Here is a 26,308-nt window from a genome sequence, read left to right on the forward strand (position 1 = left end):
AAATAAGTTTGAGCAAATTTACTTAATTATAATTCTTTTATAACCATTTGGAACACTATATGGAAAAGAAAGTTCTTCATTAATATTTACAGTATCAAAATCGAAATTAAGTTCGGTTTTGCTTCCTTTTTGATAAGCATCAATATTAATAGTAAAAGGAATATTTAAACCATCTAAATCTTTATTGTTCGAATAGGCAACTTGTATCATTCTGCCTTCGGCTATTTGAGATATTTCTTGTTTTTGTATTAAAAATTTTTCTGCATCTAAATAGAAGGATTTTTTGGTGTTGTTATCTAACGCATTGTCTAATCTGTATAATCCATCAATTATTGATTCCTTGTATTTTCCTTGCTTTAAATCGTCTATTGCCTGTCCCAATAAAATATTTTGAAACTTATTATAATCCAAATCTGTCCCCAAAAACTCACTTAGTTTACTGAAATCTCCTTCATAATAACTACCACCCATTTTTTCATAATAGCTTACTGACGTTGGCGTAATCAACGCTTTTGCCATTGTAATTCCCAAAAATCGAATGCTAATCAAAATCTGTTCGTCCTTTTTGATTCTTATTTCGGCGGTGACATTTTGGGATTGTTTTTCATTTTGAAACCGCACTCTTGACTTTATATATAATGTCGAAAAATCCGTTTTATTGTTGTAATGATTTTCAATTATATTCTTAGCTTTTATAGCAGTTACTGTTGGCGTGGTTGTTAGCAAAACTGCTTTTGATTTACAGGAAACTAAAGTCAGGGAACATATTCCAAAAACAACTACCATTACTTTAAAAATTTTATACATGTTGAATTGTTATTTTTTATTTATTAATAATTGATTGGCTTTATTAAAATACAGCTCTTTTTTCTTACTATCGTCCAATCCGTTATAGGCTTCACCAAGCTGAATATTAAAATTTATTTCTAATGGTAAATTATCTATTACATAATCCATTCCCATTTCAAGCACATTCTTTGCTTTTTTAAATTGTTTCATTTGATTGTTTGCCAATCCAGAAAAATAATAAAACTGAGGCTGTAATGGAAAGGTTTCTATACAAGAAGTTGCTTTTTTAACCACTATTTCAAATTGTTTTGTCTCGACATAAGCCTGAAGCAAGAGCAATTGTGTTTCAACATCATCGTTTGAATTGTTTTTTAAAGTGAGCTCATAATATTGAATCGCTTTATCCCATTGTTGTTTATTGTGATAATATTTCCCGATTTCTTTGGCCACATTTACATCTGGATCTTTATCAAAATAGGCAATAGCTTTTTCCAATTCTGATTCATACTGAGGATTTTTGTTTAAAAAAATCAAAAACTCATTTAAAATCCGATGCTTTATCTTGGAATCCATTTTCGTGCTTGCCAAAACAATATTCATCGAATTGATTGCTTTTTGAGCTTCGTTATTGTCCAAATAATATTTAAACAATCCTACTTGAGCCCATTCTGAACTTGGAATTTCTTCTTCCAGTTTTTGAGTGATTTCTAGTGTTTTTTGTTCTTCATTATTCTCTGAATACAGTTTTATTAATGCAATATAATTAGACTCCGTTTTTGGATATTTATTAATTTGTTCTTTTAGATTTTCTATTTCAGCTGATTGATATTTGCCTTGCGACAAAATAGTCCTTTTAAAGGAATCTCTTCTGTCAGATCTTCCAATTTTATCATTCAACTCGTTGATAAGCGATAATGCTTTATCATATTGTTGCGTGTTCATGTAAATTGAAGTCAAATCTTCCTTGTATATTTGGTCAAATTCTATCAATTTATTTGCGGTTAGAATGGCTTTGTTGTAATCTCCTGTTTGAGAACTTACATCGTACATTCCAACCCAGAACCATTTGTTTTTAGGATCGATTTGAGTAGCCTGTTCGAATGAATTATAGGCTTTATCATATTGCTTTAGCGCGAACTGGTTTTTCCCCAATTCAAAATATACAGTAGCATCATTCGGTTTCAATTTCAAACATTGTTCCAAAGCAATTATTGCTTTATCATAATTCTCGATTCCTTTTTGTAACAAGGACTCATAAAAAAAATCTTCGAATTTATCCGTTTCAGGTATGATTTGCTCGGGTTCCGTTTGTGCCAATAGCAGTGCCGGATTGCAAAGCAAAACCAAGAAGAGAAAGAATAAAGCCTTTTTTTTCATTAAAAGTATGTTTCAAATGGCTCATCTAGATTTGACAACTTTTTGAAAGTTGTCAAATCTTATCTAAACCAGTGTGTGTACAATTTACAATACCTACAAGGTCCAAAAAGACCTTGCAGGAAATTGAAATATTATTCCAATACCGAATAATCCCCTATACTGATACTGGTAAAATTACCGTCAAAACCGGCATGACTACCAATCATGGCATTGTCTAAATTAGCATTTTTAATATGAGAATGAGTTTGCACCAAACTGTTTTTTATCGTACTATTACTCACATGACATCCATCACCTAAAGACACATTTGGACCCACTGTGGCGTTTGTCAAAACCACATCTTTACCAATGTAACATGGAGGAATAATAGTAGAATTGTCTAATTTTACATTCTTTGTCACCAAATCGATCCCATCTTGATGCAAAAACCCTAGCATTCTTGTGTTAGTTTCGACAGTAACCTCTTTATTTCCGCAATCCATCCACTCAGCCACTTCACCCGGTACAAATTTCATGCCTTTTGCCATCATTTGCTTGATTCCATCGTTTATTTGATATTCTCCACCGTGAATAATGTTATTGTCGATCACCAATTGTAATTCGTTTTTTAGTACTGTAACATCTTTAAAATAGTAAATCCCGATAACAGCTAAGTCCGAAACAAAATCCTTTGGTTTTTCGACTAGTTCTACTATTTCATTTGCTTCATTTAAATTGACTACACCAAAAGCTTCAGGTTGCTCTACTTTTTTAACCCAAATGACGCTATCGGCAGTTTGATCTAAATCGAAATCGGCACGGATTAAAGTATCAGCATACGCAATAACGGCTGGCCCGCTCAAAGAATCTTTGGCACACATAATGGCGTGACCTGTTCCTAAGGCTTCGTTTTGGTAATAAATAGTTCCTTTGGCTCCTAACTTTTCAGCAATGGCGATCAAGTCTTCTTCGACTTTTTTTCCAAAACTTTCATGGATGATAAAAGCGACTTCCTCGATATCTTGGTTTAAAACTCCTGCTATATCTTCGACCAAACGGTGAACGATAGGTTTTCCTGCAATAGGAATTAATGGTTTAGGAATAGTTAATGTGTGCGGTCTTAGTCTGGATCCTCGTCCAGCCATTGGTACTATTATTTTCATATTTTATTGTTGCTTTAAACGCAAGATTTGCAAAGTGCTCACAAAAATTACGAAGGATTTTAATTAAATTATTGGCCACGGATTGAACGGATTAAACTGATATCCACTGATTTTTGAAATCTGCAAACTGAAGTCTGAAGTCTGAGTTCTGAGTTCTGAACACTTACTTCACTCCCGTACTTCCAAAACCGCCTTCTCCTCTTGAAGTTTCGGATAATTCCTGAACTTCGATCCATTGGGCTCTTTCGTGTTTAGCGATGATGAGTTGGGCGATTCGTTCTCCGTTTTCGATGACGAAAACTTCGTTTGATAAATTTACTAAAATCACACCAATTTCGCCACGGTAATCTGCATCGACTGTTCCTGGTGAATTGAGTACGGTGATTCCTTTTTTGGCTGCCAATCCACTTCTTGGACGTACTTGTGCTTCATAACCTATTGGTAATTCTATGAAAAGACCCGTTTTTACAATGGCTCGTTCTAATGGTTTTAGGGTTATCGATTCCGTAAGATTCGCTCTTAAGTCCATTCCTGCCGATGCTATAGTTTCATAGTTGGGCAAGGCGTGTTGCGATTTGTTGATGATGTTGATGGTCATTGTTGCGTTTTTGATGTATTATTGGGTTAGCCGTGATGGCAGTGAAAAGCCTTTTGAAATAAAATTGTCTTTTTCTCTGGACAGAAAGAGCGACCAAAGGAAGCTCCTTTATGGACTTGAAAAAAAAAACAATTTTATGAAAAAGCTTGTAACGTACAGCGCGATTAGCTCCTAATTCTTCTTTTTGATAATATTGATTATTGTTTCTTTTTCGTTGTGATATATAAAGTACAGGAATATTAGTAATAACGGGATTCCGACGAAATAATTTTCTCTAAAATAATAAAAAGATAGGACAGAAAAAAAGATGGACATTCCGAGATAGCCTCCAATTTTATTGATGTCGTACGGTATAGGATAATATTTGTTTCCTAGGACATAGGAGATGACCATCATGCTTCCATAAGCAGCTATGGTTGCAATTGCAGAACCATAATAACTCATGGTGGGAATGAGCATGTAGTTGAGGACTAAGGTAACTACGGCTCCAACTATTGAAATGTAAGCACCAATATACGTCTTGTCGATTAGTTTGTACCAAACAGATAGATTAGTGTAAATGCCTAAGAAGAAATTAGCTAAAATGATAAGAGGCACTACTTTCATAGCTACCCAATAGGATTCTTTTTGAATCATTAGCATTTTGAACAAATCAGCAAAAACGATTACAGATAGCATTATAAACGAACCGAAAATGACAAAATATTTGGTCACCATCGCATAGGTTTTCGGTGCATTCTTATCGGATGCATGGCTAAAAAAGAAGGGTTCAATTCCCAGTGTATAGGCCGTTCGATACAACACCATGAATAATCCGAGTTTGTAACAAGCAGAATAAACTCCGACTTCGGCATCCGCGATGTTTGCGGGTAACAATTTACCAAGCAAAATTTTGTCGAACTGCTCGTTGATAGCAAAGGCGATTCCAGCAATCATGATGGGTAAGCCATAACGCATCATCCGTTTCCATAAAGCGAAATCGAAATTCCATTTTAAAGAAAAATAATTCGGCGATAAAGCTATAAATGTGAGCATACTAGCCACGATGTTGGAAATAAAAATATAGCCAATTTCGAAATTATCGGCATACAAAGTACTTAAAAAACCATCGGGATTAGCCTTTACTATTATAGGTAAATATATTAAAAAGAACAGGTTCAAACAGAGGTTTACTACAACATTTCCTATTTTTATTACGGCATAAAACGTAGGTCTTTGAGTTGCTCTAAGCTTAGAAAACGGAACAATCACCAATGAATCAAGCACTAAAATCCAAATGGTGTAGGTTATATATTGCACATCGATTCCAGAAAACTGCGCTAATGAGTTTCGATACAATAAAGCAGGAAACAGAAATATTAGTGTAGTCCAAAATACGGAAACGGTGGTGGTTTCCAGCACTTTTTCTTTATCTTTTTCGTTGTTGTAAAATCTAAAAAAAGAAGTTTCCATTCCGTATGCAAGAATGACATTGAAAAAAATCATATAGGCAAATATCACAGTTATCTGACCATATTCTTCTTTTGGGAGTAAGTTGGTGTAAAGCGGAACGAGTAAAAAACTGAACATACGCGGTAATACTGTTGCGAGTCCGTAAATGGCAGTTTGTTTGAAAAGATTTTTATATAATCCCAATTTTTCCCTTTTAAATTTTATGGGACAAAAATAACTAATTCTTTGGTTTTATATTGATTTTGCTTATTCAATATCTTTAGTAGTTATACACAAGTTTAAGATAAATAGAAAGTTTAGAAAATTGGATTCGGAATTACACAAAAAAGTCCCGCAAAAGCGGGACTCTTCAAACATAACTTATAATTTAATTTTTAATTTTTGATAACTCTTACCGATTTATTTATGTTTCCTTGTTTCAAAACAACTACATAAACTCCAGGAATATATCCGCTACCCATTACTTGGTTGTTGATATCTTCATATCTTATCGTACGAATTTCTAACAATTTACCTGAAAAATCATAAATAGCAACTGCTACTTTTGCATCATTTGTAGAAGTGAAATTTAGTTTGAAACTACTTGTATATGGATTAGGATATACCGTTAAGAAAAACTCTGAAATTACAGCTGTAAAATCTTGAGTTGCTAAACTAGTATCTGTAAAACTAGCACCAGAAGCAGCGATTGAGCTAGAAGATGGTCTGTAATCTAATCCTAAATAGTTTTGAGCATTTGTCAAATCATAAGGCTTGATAAGCAAACCAGTACTTGTAGCCACAGTAATATTGTTATTATTAGCATACCAAGTTGCAGCATTAAAACTTGCGTTGTTACCCGTTGCATTTACATAAGCTACTTTGCCAGAGGTATTAGAAGCCATAATGTTGTTTTTGAATTTTAAGTCATTATTCAAAGCATTTGTTTCAGTAGTAACTCCATCAACATGAAGACCATTGTTGTAATCCATAAAGATGGTATTAAAAATCTTTTGTTTTGAATTTCTTCTCAACTGAGCAGCTCTACCAAAACCATTTGCGATTGTTCCACCATTTGGCAAAGTAACTCTATAATGTGGCCCTACGATGGTAACATTAGAAAACACACAAGCTGTAAATGGAGTTGCAGGATCACTTGTAGCATTGTTATCTGATTCAAATCCGTTTGATGTTGAAATGGTTGGGTTATCTGAAACTTGTGGGTCTCTTATTCCTAAACAAAATTGAACGTTTCCACTAAATCCATTATCTGTATCAAAATCATCATCTAATCCTCTAAAAGCAACTAAGTGTTTACAGTTTACTGTTCCACCAAACCATTCGTAAGAATCGTCATTGGCATGTGATACTTGAACATAATCTATGGTAGTTCCTCTTCCTACAGCTCCGAATGTTAATCCGTTGATTTCAGCATTGGGCGCATAAACATAACCAGCAAATTCTATACGAACATATTTTAATGTTCCAGAGCTATCGTCATCATTTGGTGTTAAACCTCCTCCAAATTCTGTATCAGCAGTTGCTGGAATACCCTCGATATTGTTGATTCCATTATTGATATTGTAGGATGCTTTTCCAAGTAATATAACTCCTCCCCAATCTCCAGTAATTCTTTGTCCAGGAGCTTGGTCTGATGTAAACACAATTGGGTTTGTTGCAGTACCGATAGCATTTATTTTGGAACCTTTAGTTACAAATAAGCCAGCACCAGTAGCTGTTTTATCCCCTTTGATAACTACTCCTGCATCAATAGTTAAAGTAACATTGTTTTTTACATAAATTTGACCTTTCAAATAATAAGTGTTTCCAGCTGTCCAATGTGTATCAGCTGTTATGTTTGCACTAACATTCACATTCGTTGCAGGGTATACAGTGTTTTGTGGGTCAAAGTTAGTCCATGTGTCTGTCCACATTGGCGTAGGAGCTGGTGCAAATGCGCCTCGGTAAGTAGTAGCAGTAAATTGTGCAAAACCAATGCAACTTACTAATAAAAGCATCGATAAAATGTAAGTTTTTTTCATTTGTATTTTTGTTAAGTTATTCAACAAATGTATCATTGGATTGTAAAATCATGGTTAATAAAACTATATAGAAATATCAATATTAGGTTACTAAATTGTTATGAATCAGGAACATAATTTGCAAAAAAACCTTGAGATTAGGCTTCAAGGTTTTATCATTTAAAAATTTAAAAAAAGATCTTTTTTAGAAATTGTAATTTAAAGTAAGTGAAAACGTTCGTCCGAATTTTGTTTTAAAGATCAAATCATCTTCTTTACTATTGAAACCATTTTTGTCTTGGGAATCACCATTGAAAACGGAATTCAATGCAACAGCTACTCCTTTTATTTTTGGTGTGTTTGCTAAATCATTGTTTTGATAAATAATTAGGTCTTGTGCTAAAATGTTTTGAACATTTAATTTTAATTCTAATTTATTTTTCAAAAATGTTTTTGCTAATTGATAATCTAGAAACGCACGACTTTTTTCCCAATAGGCTGGAACAGCTCCATTTGTCGTTTGGTTTCCTTGAATGGCAATTCGACTTCCGATTTTATTATAATTTAAAGTAGAGGACCAACCCATTTCCTTATTCATATATTGAAGTCCAGTATTAAAGACATAAGGCGATTGACCTTGCATTGGAATATCCACTAGTTTAGATGATTGTACTAAATTTGAAATATCCACTTTAGAACGAATAACAGCTATGTTTGTAAAAAAGGTTAAATCGTCAAGAAATTTAGATTCTTTAGAACCAAACATGGAACTCAATAATGTTCTATATTCTAATTCTACTCCAAAATTTCGACCAGATTTTGCGTTTTCGTATTTATTGGTATTATTAGCTTGTGCTTGCAATTCTATAGGATCTGTAAATTCTTTGTAAAATATTGAAGTTGAAAAAATTTGTCCTTTTCCAGGGAAAATTTCATATCTTAAATCAGCATTTAAAATTTGTGCAATTATTAAATTTTTATTTCCTTCTGTATTAAACTTTGTTTGAGCATCATAAAACACAAATGGTGCTAATTCTCTAAATTCTGGTCGATTTAATGTTTTTGAACCACTTAAACGAATATTTTGTTTTTTATTAATACTATAAATAAAATTAACTGAAGGTAATAGATCTAGTTTAGCATCATCGACTACAATTGGAGTGATTCCATTATCTTCTTTTGAAACTAAATGTTGTGAATAGTTCTCTAGTCTGGCGCCCCAAACAATTCTTAAATTATTAAAAACATTATCAATCAGAACATAAGCAGCATCTAATTTTGAATTTGCGATATATGCGTCAGTTCCTTTTGTACCGTCATAAAGAGTCAATCCGCTAGATTTAGGCCCTAGAATTCCCATGTTGGATGCATTAAATATCGTTTTGTCACTTTGAGTATTTATTGATGCTAAATAAGTTGAGTTATAACTAACTCCATTTACAAAACCACTAAAAGGTACATAACCCAATTGTCTTGCCTGAAAATTCCTGTTTCTTTTTTGAGTTATTCCACCAATTTTAATATCTGCACTAAAAGAATCTGAAAAACTAATTTTCTTACTTACATCAACTTTAGTGCTATAAATTGATTCCATATTTTTAGAACTATATATAGATCCTGAATAATTACTTCCAGTATTACCTGCAGCAAATATAGCAGATGATTGAGTAAAAGTTCCATCATCTAATTTAACATAAGTATATGTATTTCTTCTCTCATTAGGTACTTCTCTATTTATTGCGCTATACCCCCCAACCCAGTTAATTTTAATTTTGCTTTCTGGCAAGAAGTGCTCTCCTATTAATTGACCAGAATAAATTTTATTATTTGAATATAATCGAGATGTTGTACTAGAATAGACTTGATCGTTCACCAATACAGGTCCGTTTTTATCCAAAACTCTATTCTCGTTATTTACACTATACAAGTTTTTAAAACTAAATGAATTTTTTGAATTTAACTTTAAAGAAATGTTACCTAAAGCTGCAAAAAGATTTTGAGAGCTATAGCTTTTATCAAATTGGTCTACTTTAAGTGCACCTGGAGTTTCATATTCTCTTCTTACCGTTTCGTTGTAATTATTAGAAACAGTATTAGTTAAAGAAAAAATCATCCCAACTCTCTCGTCTCCACTTAATTTAAAATACCTTCCTAATGTGTATTGAAAACTTGTATTTGGACTAAAGGTTTTGTTTTTTAAACTCCAATCCGATTGGTACTTTTTTGCAAAATCTGCAATTGACAAAATGTTTGTACTTGTTTTTGTGTTTTGCAAAGCTTTAAACTCAGTTACACTTGGTAAAATTGTTGAAGGATTTGATTTTGAATCTTGTGAGTACAATTGATCTTTTCCTGTAGTGATTGTATTATAAGATCCGCCAATCGAAATGGTTTGAAAGTTTTTGTCTGGGGTAGCTTTGGTATTAATTTCTATTACACCCCCTGCAAATTCTCCTGGTAAATCTGGAGAAGCAGTTTTATTAATAATCAAGTTATCTAACATATTAGCTGGGAAAATATCAAATGAAAATGCTTTTCTATCTGGTTCTGTACTTGGAAGTGGCGCACCATTTAAATAAGAAAGGTTGTAGCGTTCATTCAAACCACGAACAATTACAAATTTGTTGTCTTGTACACTGGCTCCACTGATACGCTTTAATACATCAGAAGTAGTTTTATCTGGAGTTCTTTTTATACTTTCTGCCGAGATTCCATCAGATACATGAACACTATTTTTTTGCAAAGTTAAAAGTGAATTGATAGATTCTGCTTTTGCTTTAACGGTTTTAATCACTACTTCGTCCAGTACGCCATGCATTTCGGACAAAGAAACAGTTACTGTAGTTGCTTCATTATCTAAAACTTCAAGTTCTGAAATAATTTTTGTTTCGAATGAAAAAAAAGAAAACTGTAAACTGTATTTACCTGATTTTACTTTTCTAAAACTAAAATTTCCTGCAGCATCTGTTGTTGTATTCAAATTTGTCCCAACTATATTTACATTTACAAGTGGCAAAGGTTTACCAGTAGATTCTTCTATAACAGTTCCTTTAATAATAGATCCATCGTCTGAATTTTCATGTGTGATAGTTGTTTTTTTTCCTTCGCTATTAAAAGGAATTCCTGCAAAGCTACTGGAAACAAAAAAAATGAATACAATAAGGAATGATCTTTTCATTGAAATATATTGATTTTAATTCTTAAAATTTGGTACAAAAGTAGTTTTAAAGAATATTTCGAATGTAAATGATATATTAATATATTTTAGCAAAAATCTTTCATTGTTAATTTATGGTTAACTTAAAGATAATTATATGTTGAATTGAATATTATTTATGATGAATGTGAAAATTATCAATTTTATAATTAAAAAAACATCTTAAATAGTGCCTTCTTTATGTTTTTAGTTAATTAGTACCAACTTTAGTCAAGTCTGAACTTTGAATAATTATACCTTAGTAATTAAACAGAATAAAATTACACCTAATTTAATTTTTAAGAATAAATGTAGGAGTCAACATGAGATATAAAAATTCACTTTTGCTGTGACCTAACAAACACGACAAAGTTTAGATAGACAGCAAAACACTCACGGCATTTCCACCAAAACCCACTGCATTAACCAATACTTTTCGGATTTGTTTTCTTGGTTTTTGAACTTCGGCAAATGGAACGCCTATAAATTGCTGATGTTGCATCATTAAAATGGCCATTTCAATACTCAACATTCCTGAAGTACCAAAAGTGTGGCCAATTTTCCATTTGTTGGTAGTAAGCATTGGTAAATCACCCTGAGCTGAGACTGAAGGTAAATCTGTTGTAGAAAATACTTTTTGAATCGCTTTATATTCAGTTAAATCTCCTGCTTTTGTTCCTGGAGCGTGCATCACGATGGCATCCACTTCGGATAATTTAGTGTTTTCTAAAGCCATTTTCATCGATTTCTGAAAACAAATTGCTTCTGCCGAAATAGAAATGTTGTGTTCCAATATTTCAGTAGCATAACCAATGTTTTCTATATAAGCCAATGCATTATCTTTTTTTCCAATTTCCAAACAACATACTGCTGCTCCTTCACCAAGAATTAATGTGTTTTGTTTTTTATCAAAGTCTAAAGCACGGCAAGGAAATTCTTCGTCACTATTCGAATAAATTTTCAGCGCTCGCATTTGGGCTATTGTGAAATCGGTCAACGGTGCTTCGCTTCCTCCAACCAAGAATTTGCTGGCCATTCCAGATCGAAGCCATGCTACACCATTAAGCATCGCATGCAAAGCGGTAGAACAGGTTATTGAATGGGAAATCTCTGGTCCTGTACTTTGTAAATCATGAGCTACCCAAGACGAAATATTCCCCAAAGTAGTCGTAGGCGAAGCCAAGGTTTGCGCTTTGCCTGTTGCTAAATATTCGATATGATGTTTTTCAAACAATTCTGTTGCCCCACGGGAGGAACCTATGTTGATTCCGAAATTATCAATATCATTCCAACCTGCATTTTGAATCGCTTTTCGTGAAGCGGCCATCGCATACAAAACCGTTTTGTCGAGTGATTTGTATTTAATGTCAGCATTTTTTAAATCTTGAACCGACTCTCTAGATTCATTATCGAGTGCTGCAACAACGGTGTTTTTATGGTCTAAAAACAGTTGCGTAAAACAAGGTTTGCCACTGAGGTAATTTTCCCATATTGTTTTGGGATTATTTCCTAAAGGTGAAATCGAAGCTAAAGCGGTTATAGAGATAATTTGTGACAAGGCTACTTTATTTTGACGCAAAGGTCGGGAAGTTTTTGCGAAAATGGCACACGGATGACACAGATTAAAACAGATTAAAAACGGATTTCTTTTTTTAAAGATTTGACCCTTTTAAATAATCCGTGCCAATCCGTTCAATCGGTTTAAATCAGTGGCTAATTACTATGCTATTTCTAACGCATTCTCAACAACCTCATATACTTTTTGCAATTGCGCATCGGTAATGACATAAGGAGGTAAAATATAGACAATATTGCCAACTGGTCTCAGAACCACACCGTTTTCAATAAAGAAATCATAGAGTTTGTTGCGTAAGGTGCCATAATAACTTTCAGCACTTTCTATCTTAATTTCCAATGCAAAAACAACTCCAAGGACTCGAGTTGTTGTAACTTTTGGATGAGATTCGATGTGCTTTTGAAATGCCAAATGGTTTTGGTGTACTCGAGCAATATTGGCTTGCATTTCTGGGGTCTGCAACAAAGCCAAACTTGCTAATGCCGCTGCGCAACCTGTTGGATTAGCAGTAAAAGTATGCCCATGAAATAACGCTTTGTTGATGTCGTCATCATAAAAAGCATCGAAAATGTCTTGGGTAAAAGTAGTAATCGCCATTGGAATGGTACCTCCAGTCAAGGCTTTCGACACACACATCATATCGGGTTTTTCAGATAAATAATCACAAGCAAAATTTTTGCCCGTTTTCCCAAAACCTGTCATTACTTCATCGGCAATCGTGAGTACTTTGTTTTTTTGACAAATCCTGATTAATTCGTCAAGCGATACTGGTTCATACATTACCATTCCTGCAGCTCCTTGAATCAGCGGCTCAAATATAAATCCAGCACAATTATTGTTTTTTATGACTTCCTCTAATGTTTGAAAACTTATATGTTCCTGTCCTTTTACAGGAACTGGAATCCGAATAACATCAATCAACATTCCTTGAAAAGCTTCGGTAAAAAAAGAAATTCCACTTGCGGCCATTGCTGCAAAAGTGTCGCCATGAAAGGCATTTTCGAACGCAATTATCGTTGTTCTTTTTTCGCCTTTATTAAAAAAATATTGCAAGGCTACCTTTATTGCCACTTCAACAGCGGTTGAACCATTATCAGTAAAAAATAATTTTTGTTGGTTATTTGGCAAAATTTCCATCAGCTTTTCAGATAATTCAACTGCTGGAGTATGAGTAAATCCTCCAAAAAGGACATGCTCTAAAGTGGTAAGTTGTTTGTAAATCGCATCGGCAATAAATTTGTTGGAATGTCCATAAGGATTCACCCACCAAGATGCAATCGCGTCGATATATTCTTTGTTATTTTCATCCCAAAGTAATGCGCCTTCACCTTTAGTTATCGCAATTGACTTTTGAGCGGTTTTGTGTTGAGTATAGGGATGCCAGTTGTGCTTTAGATCTCTTTCTGATAAAGTCATTTGATTGTAGATTTTTTGATTTTAGATTTCTGAATTGAGATTTGAGATTGCTATTGATTTTTGCTATTGAAATTGTAATTGAATTTTGCTATTAAAGTTCCAACAGTTTTTCTCGAAACAAATCGGCGTATTCCCTAATAACATTCTGGTCGAAATACGGTTCTTCTTCTATTCTTCCAATAGTTTGTAATCCTGTTTTCTTAAGGATAATTGATTCGGTGGCGATATTTTCGTCTCCACTAAAAATAATTCCAGCGATGTTTATTTTTCTGTTTTGTAATGCTTCAATCGTCAATAAAGTGTGATTGATACTTCCCAAATAATGTCTGGCTACCACAATCACTTTATAGTCATTTTGGATTACATCAATAATACATTCGGTGTCGTTCAAAGGTACAAATAGCCCTCCAGCACCTTCAATGACAAGATGGTTTTTTGTTTTAGGTTCTTTGATTTTATTAAAATCAATCGTGATTCCATCCAATTCAGCTGCTAAGTGCGGACTGGCTGGTGTATTCAATTTATAACTATTATCGTGAATGATCGTTTTGCCATTTGAAATATACTTTTTGATTTTATGGCTATCGGAATTTTCCAATTCACCTGCTTGAATTGGTTTCCAATAATCTGCTTCAAGTGCTTCGACTATAATTGATGATGCAATGGTTTTGCCCACATCGGTTGATATTCCTGTTATAAATAATTTCATATACTATATTTTATCCCTGTCAGGGTTCTGAACCCTGACAGGGATGTATCGACTAAAAAACAAAAGTACTCAACAATTCCAAGACTTCCGAAATTTGCTCCTTCGAATTGTAACTATGAATACAAAACCTGAGTCTTTCTTGACCTTCAGGAACCGTTGGTGATAAAATTGCTTTGACATCAAATCCTTTTTCTTGAATTTGACTGGCAATGTGCTTTACATTTTGATTTCCTGGGATAATTGCAGATTGAATCGCTGATTTACTTTTGACAAACATGGGCTTTAAGCTTAATAAATGCTGAGCTTGATTGAAATGAATAATGTTTTCTCGTAATTGTTCTATGGCTTGTTTTTCTGATTCCAAATGTTGATATCCTATTAAAATCGTAGCGACCGAGTGCGGCGAAAGTCCAGTAGTATAAATAAAACTTCGTGCGAAATTGACGAGATATTCTTTTAACTCAAAACTTCCAACAATCGCGGCTCCATGACAACCCAATCCTTTTCCGAAAGTCACAATTCGAGCAAAAACCTGATTATGCAAACCTAACATCTGGACTAATCCTTCCCCTTTATCTCCAAAAACCCCTAAAGAATGCGCTTCGTCAACAACTAAATAACAATTATATTTGAAAGAAAGTGTTGCCAATTCTTCGAGATTAGGTGTATCTCCGTCCATTGAAAAAACAGATTCTGTTACGATATAAATGATTGAATTTTTTAAATTGAAATTCTCATCGTCACTGAAATTACTATTGTTATTGCTACTGCTACTGAATTTGACAATTTTTTTTTCTAAATCTTCAAAGTCATTGTGATCAAATTTATACGCTTTAGCATTTGAAAGCTGGATTCCGTCACGTATGGAAGCGTGACACAATTCATCGTACAATATTATATCGCCTTTTTGAGGAACTGAACTAAAAAACCCCACATTGGCATCGTATCCCGAATTGAATATTAATGCGCTTTCCGTTTGATGAAATTGAGCGATATAATCTTCAGTATCTTGATATACTTTGTGATTACCAGATATTAATCGAGAACCTGTAGCTCCGTTTTGAATGCAATTAGTATCAATTAAATACTGGTGAGTCATATCAAAAATGGATTTATTTCTTGAAAACCCAATGTAATCATTAGACGTAAAATCGATTAAATTGTTTGCTATAGGTAATTGCCTTAAAGCATTGTTTTGTTTTCTGGTTTCGAGTTTGGATGTTATATTTTTTGGAAACTTCATATTAGCAAAGTTATCATTTTAAAAATAAATTGTATTGTTTTCTTGTTTTTTAGCCCAGATGGAAACGGCATCCTCTTGTGGCGGTGTTCGCCACAAGAGATATAGTGGACAGCTGGATTAGCTTCAAAAAAAAAAGTCACACATTGCTGTATGACTTTTTGGTTTTTATATAGAAATTGAATTAGTCGGCTAAAACAATTACTTTATTGTCTTTCATTTCGATAGTTCCAGAATTGATAGCAATCGTAAAATTTTGATCATTTACTTTGGTAAACAATTTTTCTGATTCACTAGTAAATTTGAAACTTGGAGCTGTAATCTTTACATTCCCTTTTTGAAGAATCGAAACTATTGGCGCGTGATTATTTAATATTTGAAAATGACCATCAACTCCCGGAAGGGAAACTGAAGTGATTTCTCCTGAAAATAATTTTGCTTCTGGTGATACTATTTCTAATAACATATTTTTTAGTTTACAGTCTCAGTTCACAGTTTCAGTACTATTACTGAACACTGAACACTGAACACTAATTTTAAGCTTCCGCCAACATTTTTTCTCCTGCTTCGATAGCGTCTTCAATAGTTCCTTTAAGGTTGAAAGCTGATTCTGGCAAGTGATCTAATTCTCCATCAATGATCATGTTGAATCCTTTGATGGTATCTTTAATATCAACCAAAACTCCTTTTAATCCTGTAAACTGTTCTGCTACGTGGAAAGGTTGTGACAGGAAACGTTGAACACGACGTGCTCTAGAAACTGACAATTTATCTTCTTCAGAAAGTTCTTCCATACCAAGAATCGCAATAATATCTTGCAATTGTTTGTATTTTTGAAGAATTTCTTTTACTCTTTGTGCACAGTCATAATGCTCATCTCCAATAATTTGTGGAGTCAAAATTCTTGAAGTAGAATCTAGAGGATCCACTGCAGGATAAATACCTAGCTCAGCAATCTTTCTAGACAATACTGTTGTTGCATCAAGGTGAGCAAACGTTGTTGCTGGTGCTGGATCCGTTAAATCATCCGCAGGTACGTACACCGCTTGTACAGATGTAATAGATCCTTTGTTTGTAGAGGTGATACGCTCTTGCATCGCTCCCATTTCGGTAGCAAGAGTCGGCTGATAGCCTACCGCAGATGGCATACGACCTAAAAGTGCCGATACCTCAGAACCTGCTTGTGTAAAACGGAAGATATTATCCACGAAGAACAATACATCTTTACCTTGGTCTGTACCTGCTCCATCACGGAAATATTCTGCGATAGACAAACCTGAAAGTGCTACACGAGCACGAGCTCCAGGTGGCTCATTCATTTGTCCGAAAACGAAAGTAGCTTTAGACTCTCTCATTCCTGGCATATCCACTTTAGATAAATCCCATCCTCCATTTTCCATAGAGTGCATGAATTCATCACCGTATTTTATAATTCCTGACTCCAACATCTCACGAAGTAAGTCATTTCCTTCACGTGTTCTTTCTCCTACTCCTGCGAATACTGAAAGTCCACCGTGACCTTTTGCAATATTGTTGATCAACTCTTGAATTAATACTGTTTTACCAACACCAGCACCACCAAACAATCCAATTTTTCCTCCTTTTGAGTAAGGCTCAATCAAATCGATTACTTTAATACCGGTAAATAAAACTTCAGATGAAGTTGATAAATCTTCGAATTTTGGTGCTTGACGGTGAATTGACATTCCGTTGTCACCATCTTTTGGTAAATTTCCTAAACCATCAATTGCATCTCCAATTACATTGAATAAACGTCCGTAAACATCTGCTCCAATTGGCATTTTGATTGGGTTTCCTGTTCCAACTACTTCATAACCTCTGCTCAAACCGTCTGTTGAGTCCATTGATATGGTACGTACAGTGTTTTCACCAATGTGAGATTGTACTTCAAGAACTAATAAAGTTCCGTCTTTTTTTGTGATTTCTAACGAATCATAAATTTTTGGAAGTTCAACATCTTTACCGTTGAAAACTACATCGACAACTGGTCCGATGATTTGGGCAACTTTTCCTATTACTTTTGACATTGCTTATGTATTTATTAAATAGCTATTCAGGTTATATAAATGTAATGAGCCGAATACAATCGGAACAGATACATTTTCAGTGCGCAAAGGTAATTTTTTAAAATCTAAAAATCAACACTTTTTTTATAAAAAATCAACAGCTTATTAAAGGATTGTTTGTAAACAGAAAATAAATCAAGAAAAGTGCTTATAAAGAACAAAAACCATCCCTTATGAGGGATGGTTTTAGATAAAAATTTGATTTGAAATAATTATGGATTAATGGTCCATGAAACAAAATATTGTTGTCCTATAGATCCTGCTCCTAATACTTGAGTGTATTCTTTACCCGCAATATTAGTCGCTCCTGCTTTAATTACAGATTTTAATTTTGGCAGACCATAGTTTATTTGCGCGTCTACAACTGTTGCAGCAGCAATTACCCCATCAGCAAATGTTGATTGCCATAAATATTCACTATTCCACCTTACACTAGCATTAAATCCAAAGTTTTCGAACAACTTGTTATTACCAACAGAAGCTTTTACTCTATGTTTTGGTGTATTGAAACTTGCTTCAAAATCTGGGTCTTTTGCTTGGTCAAAATCAAATTGAGCATAGTTATAGCTAATTCCAAAATCATAATTTCCAAACATTTTTTCAGAAAGCCCAATTCCAACACCAAGTGAATGAATTTCTAATGGAGTATTGGTATATAACTGATATCCTCTAAAATTACTATTTTGAAGTGCATGTAGCGTCTGCGTCCCTAGATCAGTTGCACCACCAGCAGGATTTGGGGCATCTTGTGCTTTACCATAATATGGGGCAACGGCAGATACATTTCCTATAAAGTTATTATAAACATTATAATAGCCGTTAAGATCAACATTGATTTTGTTAATTTGAGAACGGTATCCTAACTCAAAGGCTTTTACTTCTTCTGGCTTTACTAATCCCACATTTGTTTTCCGTAACAATGCTGGATTACCCGTAGCCAATAATGCCCCTACTGAAGCTTTTGTATAAGAATTGTAATAAGCGTTTTCACCATTCAAAGTCGCTGTTGCTCCACCTGCGAAAAATTGACCTGTTGGGGTTGCTACAGCGAAAGTTTCTTTATATCTTGTTAAGTTATCAGGTGCTGAACCAATAAGTGCACCATATCCAACATTGAATCCAATATATTGGTCTTGGGTAGTTGGATTTCTAAAACCAGTTTGATAAGATGCTCTGAAATTATGTTGTTTATTTTCGCCCGCAGCATATACTAATGAAACTCTTGGAGAATAATTTCCGTCAAAGTTTTTTGCTTTATCATAACGAACAGATCCCGTAAATTTAAATCGATCATCCATAAATTTCTTTTGCAATTGTGTATAAAAACCATATTCATCATATTTAATTGGCCCATTGGCATCGGTATAAATTCTTCCATGAGAATCTAATTGATAGGCTCTATAAGAACCTCCAACTTGAATTTCACCAAATTTAATAATGTCTTTTAAATTATAATTGGCATCTGAATGGTAGATCTTTGAATTATCCACTAATTTCGATCCTGTCAAAGAACTTGGATCCGCAATTACTGTATTGAATGCGGATTGAAAAGCAGCAGTACCAGGCAATAACCTACCTACATCTGCTTTTCCTCTTGCAAAAGCATTAGATCCAGATACATTCCCAAATAAAGGACTTGCAGGATTGTTAATTGCCCCAGCATAATTTGCTGCATAAGTACCATACCAAACGTTATCTGATTTCCACATTTCGTTTATATGAGTGGCTGTAAAATTCATGTCATAAGATTTACCTCCATCTTCTGTTGTGGTATATCCTCTCACAAAAAAGTTATTTCCTTTAAATTCTAATTTATGCTGTTGCATAAAAAAATTGTTTAGATAATACCTATCAGCACCTTGATACACCGCATTACCATAGCCAAATTTACTTTGCCAAATGACTTCGAGCTTTTCATTTCCGAATGGTCGAAAATGAAGAGAAAAATCAATCTTAGTGTTAGACGCTTTATTGTTAGTTAAGTCAACTTCATCGTAACCCGTTCTAGTCACATAATCTTTTGGTAAAGTAGCAGCCCATGCCGCTGGCAAACCGGCCGCAGCCCAACTTCCATTTGCCACCATTGCTTGTCCAAACTGATTTAAATTATATGTTTTTGCTTCATCACCATATATGTTGATTCCATCATAACTGTTATTACTTCTAGTAATTCCTTGTCCTTGACGGTTTCTATCATCATAATTAGTTGCATACCAATCCGTTCCATTCAAATAAGTAAAATTAGCTTTGGCAGCAAAATAATTATTGAAGGCATGTGCCATTCTTATACCGTAATCATAATATTCATTCGTTCCAGCTGCTTTTTGACTAGTTGAGCCGTATTTTAAATACGTTGAAATTCCTTGATAAATAAAAGGACTTTTACTATTCATAAACATGATACCATTAAATGCATTGGCACCATATAATGCTGATGATGCACCAGGTAATAATTCTACATTTTGAACATCGATTTCTGAAACTCCAATCATATTTCCCAAGACAAAGTTTAATAAGGGTGAAGAGTTGTCCATTCCGTCTACTAATTGCATAAAACGAGTGTTCGAAACAGTTGCAAATCCACGCGTGTTTATAGACTTAAAAGTCAAACTACTCGTATTCATTTGCACTTCTTTTAAATTCTCCAATCCATCATAATAACTTGGAGATGCAGTACTTTTAATATCCTTAAGACTCATTCTTTCGATTGTTACGGGCGACTCCATAATTCGTTCCGGCGTTCTAGAGGCCGAAATAACAACTTCATTAAGCTTAGTCTCTGCTCCAGAAAGTACTACGCTTACATTTTGATTTTTTGAAGTAATGTTTATTTTTTTTGATTCAAACCCTAAACTGCTAACTTCAATTGTAAATGGAAGTTTATTAGATGAATTTAAAATAAATTTTCCCTCACCATCAGTGATAGTTCCTAATTTTTCACCATTAATCTGGATATTAGCTCCAGGTAATGGTTGATTGTTATTATCAGTAACTAACCCTGAAATTGAATTTTGGGCAAAAGCAATGCTACAAAAAAACATCATTAAAATAAATAAGTAGTTTCTCATTTGGTTAATTTTTAGATTTAGGACAATTAATTTTAATAATTTATATAGTAAAAATAAAAATATTTTTTATATTATCACAAAAAGACGCATAAAAAATAATTATCAACAATGAATTTCATTAATTTGTATTAATTACATAATTATTGTTTTACATGTAATTTAATAAAATCATTGCCAAAAGAGTTGTTATTTAGTATGCATGCATATTATTTTATTGCAATTTGATAATTATTTTTAACAATTTAACATTACAGCACTAAAATAAAAATAAAAAAGCGAGAAAATATCTCGCTTTTAAATTAATCTTATATAAGAATTTACTTATTCAACAGTAACCGACTTTGCTAAATTTCTCGGCTGATCTACATTACAACCTCTCATTACAGCGATATGATAAGATAAGAGTTGTAAAGGAATTGTAGTTATAAGTGGAGAAAGTGCATCAGAAGTTTCTGGAATTTCAATAACATAATCTGCTAATTCACGAACTTGAGTATCTCCTTTTGTTACTACAGCTATAATAATACCGCTTCTGGATTTAATTTCTTGTATATTACTTACAATTTTATCGTAATGTCCTAATTTAGGAGCAATAACAACAACAGGCATATACTTATCAATCAAAGCAATAGGGCCGTGTTTCATCTCTGCAGCTGGATAACCTTCGGCATGTATGTAAGATATCTCTTTAAGTTTTAAAGCCCCTTCGAGTGCAACAGGAAAATTATACCCTCTTCCTAAATACAAACAATTATTTGAATTTTTAAAAACTGCAGCAATTTCTTTTGCTTTGTCATTCGTGTCTAAAGCTTCTTTTACTTTTTCAGGAATAAGTTCCAATTCTAGTAAATATCTATGAAAGTCAGTATTCGACATGGTTCCTTTTGCTTTCGCTAATCGTAAGGCAATCATTGTCAAAACAGTGATTTGGGTAGTAAATGCTTTTGTGGAAGCGACACCAATTTCTGGACCTGCATGTGTATGCGAACCTGCATGTGTTTCGCGAGAAATCGAAGAACCAACAACATTACAAACACCATAAACAAATGCTCCTTTTTCTTTAGCTAATTTAATAGCGGCCATAGTATCAGCAGTTTCACCTGATTGTGAAATAGCAATTACAACATCTTTTGCAGTAATAATTGGGTTTCTATATCTAAACTCTGAAGCATATTCTACTTCAACAGGAATTCTTGTAAATTCTTCAAAAACATATTCTGCGACTAATCCCGCATGCCATGATGTCCCGCAGGCAATAATTATAATTCGTTCGGCATTCATGAATTTCTCCAAATTATCTTCAACACCTGACATTTGAATAATTCCTTCATTGGCATGAAGCCTACCGCGATATGTATCTTTTATAACACTTGGTTGCTCATAAATCTCTTTCAACATAAAATGTTCATAACCCCCTTTTTCTATTTGCTCCAAATTCATTTTAAGCTCCTGAATATAAGGATCAACTAAAGAGTCGTCTTGTATTTTTCGAACTTTAATAGGTTTATGCAATCTAATATTTGCCATTTCACCGTCTTCTAAATATACAGCATTTTGGGTATATTCAATAAATGGTGACGCATCTGATGCTATAAAATATTCTCCTTCGCCAATACCAATTGCCAATGGACTACCTAATCGAGCAACAACTATTTCATCTGGATTTTTTTTATCAAAAACAGCAATTGCATAAGCTCCTACTACTTGGTTTAGTGCCACTTGAACGGCTTTACCTAGTTTTAATTTCTCGTTTATTTGAATCTCTTCTATAAGATTTACAAGAACTTCTGTATCAGTATCGGAGTGAAAAACATATCCTCTTTTTATTAATTCTATCTTTAATGGAGCATAGTTTTCTATAATTCCGTTGTGAATTATAACTAAATCTCCAGAATTTGAAACGTGAGGGTGAGAATTCACGTCATTTGGAATCCCGTGAGTTGCCCATCTTGTATGTCCAATTCCAATTGTACCGTTTGTTGTAATTTCTTTTGCAGCTTTCGTTTCAAGATCTACAACTTTTCCTTTTGTTTTGGACAGTTTTAAATCTTTTCCGTCATATAGCATAACTCCTGCACTATCATATCCTCTATATTCCAGTCTTTTTAATCCTTTAATTACTATAGGATAAGCTTCTCTATATCCAATATATCCGACAATTCCACACATAATATCAGGTTTTAATTTGGTTAAAATTTATTCTTAATTCGGTTTTGTGTAATAAATTTTTAGTTTTAATCTTTTATCTTCAGCAACATTTGCACTACTTCCGTATAGAATTGTTCCTAATGGGTTCATTACTGAAGACACTGGATAAAAATATGCATTTTTTTGTAATGCGGATAGGTCTTTCCATATAGAATAAGCAGGGCTATTGAATTTTTTCTTATAGATAATATTCGAAATTGCTTGTGAAACTGAAACTCCTATTTGCACATTTGTAGAATCATGGTTTACTAGATTTCGAATATAATTAGTAACTCTGATCTTGTATTTTAAACCACGACCATTTGCGTTTTTTTCGATGATTCCACCATAAATTTGTTTAGTATAGTTGGCAGAATTTCCTGTTGAACTGTCATAATAGTAATCTAAAAGCGGACGTTTATTATTTATTTCATATAAAAATATTCTACTTGGTTCTGTAACTCCTGCCATTGCAGTTTGATCTACGTAAAAAGTCAAACTGGCTTCGTTAATTAACCATCCTTTAGATTTTATATAATCTAACTCGTCAGGGATATTGTTATTACCTGCTTCTATCTTTTTTGTCGTTCTATTGTACTTCACTACATCAACCGCAGAATTAAACAATTCAATTTGACCAACACTACCCTCACCTCCTCTTAAATACATTCGGTCTGCTATCGGACTCGAATTGTATGCTGTGCCAGATGCACTAAAATCATTGTTTAATAAATTTACAGAATTTCCTGTTAGATTTAATGCGATCGATTTATCTACTAAGGTAGCGTCAGTTGCTGATGTTTTTTCTTTGTAGTATACAATAATTTTTCCGCTTTTAAAATTCATCAGTGCTAATACACCTTTAACATCTGCTTTTTCGACATCAAAATACAATCCTTTAAAATATTTTTCGAAAACGAGATTAGTTGTCATATAAGTACTTGAACCTGCACCAAAAAATAAAGTTTGAAAAAAAGCTTTGTCTAATTTCAATTTCAATCCTGGAGCGGTATATGTTGTAATTGCGGCTGTTGTTCCAACTGCTGGTGTCACAACTTTAAATTCTTTTGGACTAAAAACAAATTCACTAGTGGTATTTAATAATTGTCCTTTGTAACCATTAAAAATACTATTTTGATTTGTATAATAAAATTGAGGATAATTTGGGTCTAAAAGTGGCGCTCCTCCACCTTCGGTGTTTTTAGAATCAAGTAAATATTTATTTTCATAAACACTTAATTTAATTTTCGCTGTTTTTTCACCATAAATAGAATCTAATGTATAAGTATGGGCGCCAGTAGTAGCATTTGTAACAACTGTAGCATTGGTAAAATAAGGTACATAAAAGGATACACTATCTATAGCTTGTAATAAAGCTAAGTCAATTACAGGATTTTCACTAGCTAATTGAACTTGTGTTGCAAACCGAGCGTTTGTTTGACCAAAGGCACTATTATCTAAAACACCCAATGCATTTACATCCAAATTATTTGATGCAATTGCTCCTGTTTTCGACCAAGACGATTGCACTGTACTCAAAGAATCATTCGCTAAATCAAAATGGTTTTGTCCAATTAACGAAGCTCCTATTTCATTATATTCTTTATCACAGGAAACAAAAAAGACAACAGTTAAAGCGAATAGAATTTGCTTAAAAAAAAATTTATTATACATATTTAATAGAAAATATTTAATTTACAGGACAACGTTTTTATAGAAATCTGAATACACTTCAGCGAATTTATCTTTCGGGGTGAAAGGTAAAAAAGGTTTTCCTGAAGATTCTATAAATTTTGTTAAACTTGGTGACAGACTTTCGGAAGCAATGATAACGGCATCCGAATGATTAATGGCGACTTTCATTATGTTTTCGTAATCAGGATTTTCCAAGTCTTGAATAGCTTCTTTTGGAATACCGTCAAATGCAACTTTATTAATCATTTCTGTATCTAAAGTGCCGTCAAATGACTGTCCATAAATAGAAGTAACAATTTTAGTCTCTGAAAATAAAGCTTCGTTTTTATAATAATGTTTCATATAAATGGGTAACATCGCTGCCATCCATCCATGAACATGAATAATATCGGGAACCCAATTCAGTTTTTTAACTGTTTCTACCACCCCTTTTGCAAAGAAAATAGAGCGTTCATCATTATCAGGAAACATAATTCCAGCTTCATCAGTAAAAGTAGCTTTCCTCTTAAAATATTCGTCATTATCAATAAAGTAAACTTGAATTCGTTCTTTTGGAATCGAAGCTACTTTAATAATTAAAGGCATATCAAGGTCATTTACCACCAAATTCATTCCTGAAAGTCGTATTACTTCGTGTAATTGATGCCTTCTTTCATTGATATTTCCATATCTTGGCATAAATATACGAATTTGTCCACCTTGATTATTTATCATTTTTGGAACTTCATAAGACATCGAAGAGACCTCATTTTCAGCCAGATAAGGCACAACTTCTGAGGACACATATAATATTCTCTTATCTTCCATATTGTAATTTACTTTGTTTATTGTCAATAAAAATCATGCAAAATTACAAAAATTTATGCAGTTATGGACTAAAATATTATGTTTGCATATTATTTGAACAAAACACTTATGCATATTTTCTATAAGAATGCAGCTTTGACTGATTACTTAAAATCCATAAATATCCAACAAACCTCAATAGGATTTGTTCCCACGATGGGAGCTTTACATCAAGGACATTTATCTTTGATGGAGCGATCAATGTTAGAAAACGAAATTACTGTAGTAAGCATTTTTGTCAACCCAACTCAATTTAACAACTTAGAAGATTTAGCTAAATACCCAAGAACATTAGACGAAGATGTTAAAAAAATTGAAAGTTTAAACCCAAAAATAATAATTTTCGCCCCTAATGTTGAGGATATTTATGACGGAAAACCAAGTTCAGAATCTTTTGATTTTGATGGGTTAGAAAACCAAATGGAAGGTAAATTTAGACCTGGACATTTTAATGGCGTTGGTACCGTGGTACAACGCCTATTTGAAATTGTAAAACCAACGAACGCCTATTTTGGTGAGAAAGATTTTCAACAATTACAAATCATAAAGAAAATGGTTGCCAAAAAAAATATGGGTATCAATGTAATTGGATGTCAAATATTCCGAGAACCGAACAAATTAGCCATGAGTTCCAGAAACGAGCTTATGTCGCCAAATGAAAAACAAGAAGCTTCACTAATTTACGAAACTTTACTAAATGCAAAGGAAAAATTTGAGACCAACAGTGCACACGCAGTTACGGATTATGTTCAAAAAACATTTAAGAAAAACACCGATTTTAAATTAGAATATTTCCAAATTGCTGATGAAGTTACACTTTTGCCTTGTTTAAGAAAAAACAAAAACAAGAAATACCGTGCATTTATTGCCGTTTTTATCAATAAAATAAGATTGATTGATACCATTTCATTAAATTAAATTACTTTTGCA

Annotated in this window: 18 protein-coding genes; 1 reads left to right on the forward strand and 17 read right to left on the reverse strand. The window is 33.3% G+C overall.

Going from position 1 to position 26,308, the window contains the following annotated elements:
* Window positions 1–18: 18 nt before the first annotated feature.
* From E0F76_RS02135 to E0F76_RS02215, 17 genes are all read right to left on the reverse strand, one after another.
* Window positions 19–807 (reverse strand): DUF4292 domain-containing protein, encoded by a 789-nt coding sequence (locus E0F76_RS02135; RefSeq protein WP_132000789.1) that lies wholly within the window; start codon window positions 805–807, stop codon window positions 19–21.
* A 9-nt stretch (window positions 808–816) separates the two neighbouring features.
* Window positions 817–2,166, reverse strand: a complete 1,350-nt coding sequence (locus tag E0F76_RS02140; protein ID WP_132000791.1) for a tetratricopeptide repeat protein — start codon at window positions 2,164–2,166, stop codon at window positions 817–819.
* A gap of 131 nt (window positions 2,167–2,297) precedes the next feature.
* Window positions 2,298–3,308, reverse strand: coding sequence for a sugar phosphate nucleotidyltransferase (locus tag E0F76_RS02145; protein WP_132000793.1), 1,011 nt, complete (start codon window positions 3,306–3,308; stop codon window positions 2,298–2,300).
* Between the two features lie 163 nt (window positions 3,309–3,471).
* Window positions 3,472–3,906, reverse strand: coding sequence for a dUTP diphosphatase (gene dut, locus E0F76_RS02150; protein WP_132000795.1), 435 nt, complete (start codon window positions 3,904–3,906; stop codon window positions 3,472–3,474).
* A gap of 171 nt (window positions 3,907–4,077) precedes the next feature.
* On the reverse strand, window positions 4,078–5,541 hold the full coding sequence (locus E0F76_RS02155; RefSeq protein ID WP_132000797.1) for a lipopolysaccharide biosynthesis protein: 1,464 nt from the start codon (window positions 5,539–5,541) through the stop codon (window positions 4,078–4,080).
* 191 nt (window positions 5,542–5,732) lie between these two features.
* On the reverse strand, window positions 5,733–7,379 hold the full coding sequence (locus E0F76_RS02160; protein WP_165932617.1) for a T9SS type A sorting domain-containing protein: 1,647 nt from the start codon (window positions 7,377–7,379) through the stop codon (window positions 5,733–5,735).
* Window positions 7,380–7,563: 184 nt separating this feature from the next.
* Window positions 7,564–10,536, reverse strand: a complete 2,973-nt coding sequence (locus E0F76_RS02165; protein ID WP_132000801.1) for a TonB-dependent receptor — start codon at window positions 10,534–10,536, stop codon at window positions 7,564–7,566.
* A gap of 391 nt (window positions 10,537–10,927) precedes the next feature.
* Window positions 10,928–12,112 (reverse strand): beta-ketoacyl synthase N-terminal-like domain-containing protein, encoded by a 1,185-nt coding sequence (locus tag E0F76_RS02170; protein WP_132001630.1) that lies wholly within the window; start codon window positions 12,110–12,112, stop codon window positions 10,928–10,930.
* Between the two features lie 162 nt (window positions 12,113–12,274).
* Window positions 12,275–13,546, reverse strand: a complete 1,272-nt coding sequence (gene bioA / locus E0F76_RS02175; protein ID WP_132000803.1) for an adenosylmethionine--8-amino-7-oxononanoate transaminase — start codon at window positions 13,544–13,546, stop codon at window positions 12,275–12,277.
* Between the two features lie 91 nt (window positions 13,547–13,637).
* Window positions 13,638–14,255, reverse strand: a complete 618-nt coding sequence (bioD, locus tag E0F76_RS02180) for a dethiobiotin synthase (RefSeq protein WP_132000805.1) — start codon at window positions 14,253–14,255, stop codon at window positions 13,638–13,640.
* Between the two features lie 52 nt (window positions 14,256–14,307).
* Window positions 14,308–15,498: an aminotransferase class I/II-fold pyridoxal phosphate-dependent enzyme gene (locus E0F76_RS02185; RefSeq protein WP_132000807.1), complete on the reverse strand. Its 1,191-nt coding sequence runs from the start codon at window positions 15,496–15,498 to the stop codon at window positions 14,308–14,310.
* 181 nt (window positions 15,499–15,679) lie between these two features.
* Complete coding sequence (locus E0F76_RS02190; protein ID WP_132000809.1) at window positions 15,680–15,961, reverse strand: F0F1 ATP synthase subunit epsilon; 282 nt, start codon at window positions 15,959–15,961, stop codon at window positions 15,680–15,682.
* Between the two features lie 70 nt (window positions 15,962–16,031).
* Entirely contained in the window at window positions 16,032–17,543 is a 1,512-nt protein-coding gene (gene atpD, locus E0F76_RS02195; protein ID WP_132000811.1) for a F0F1 ATP synthase subunit beta, read from the reverse strand.
* A gap of 251 nt (window positions 17,544–17,794) precedes the next feature.
* Window positions 17,795–20,650, reverse strand: a complete 2,856-nt coding sequence (locus tag E0F76_RS02200) for a TonB-dependent receptor (RefSeq protein WP_132000813.1) — start codon at window positions 20,648–20,650, stop codon at window positions 17,795–17,797.
* A 321-nt stretch (window positions 20,651–20,971) separates the two neighbouring features.
* Window positions 20,972–22,819: a glutamine--fructose-6-phosphate transaminase (isomerizing) gene (gene glmS / locus E0F76_RS02205; protein WP_132000815.1), complete on the reverse strand. Its 1,848-nt coding sequence runs from the start codon at window positions 22,817–22,819 to the stop codon at window positions 20,972–20,974.
* Window positions 22,820–22,852: 33 nt separating this feature from the next.
* Window positions 22,853–24,511, reverse strand: coding sequence for a DUF4270 domain-containing protein (locus E0F76_RS02210; protein WP_132000817.1), 1,659 nt, complete (start codon window positions 24,509–24,511; stop codon window positions 22,853–22,855).
* Between the two features lie 21 nt (window positions 24,512–24,532).
* Window positions 24,533–25,339 carry a glycogen/starch synthase gene (locus E0F76_RS02215; protein WP_132000819.1) on the reverse strand — a complete coding sequence of 269 codons (807 nt, stop codon included), beginning with the start codon at window positions 25,337–25,339 and terminating at the stop codon, window positions 24,533–24,535.
* A 78-nt stretch (window positions 25,340–25,417) separates the two neighbouring features.
* Here E0F76_RS02215 and panC point away from each other — a divergent pair, with 78 nt between their 5' ends.
* Window positions 25,418–26,296, forward strand: a complete 879-nt coding sequence (gene panC / locus E0F76_RS02220) for a pantoate--beta-alanine ligase (RefSeq protein WP_132000821.1) — start codon at window positions 25,418–25,420, stop codon at window positions 26,294–26,296.
* The last annotated feature ends 12 nt before the right edge of the window (window positions 26,297–26,308 follow it).

Origin of the sequence: Flavobacterium cellulosilyticum (assembly GCF_004349355.1) — a bacterium.
In the GTDB taxonomy this organism is placed as follows: Bacteria; Bacteroidota; Bacteroidia; order Flavobacteriales; family Flavobacteriaceae; genus Flavobacterium; species Flavobacterium cellulosilyticum.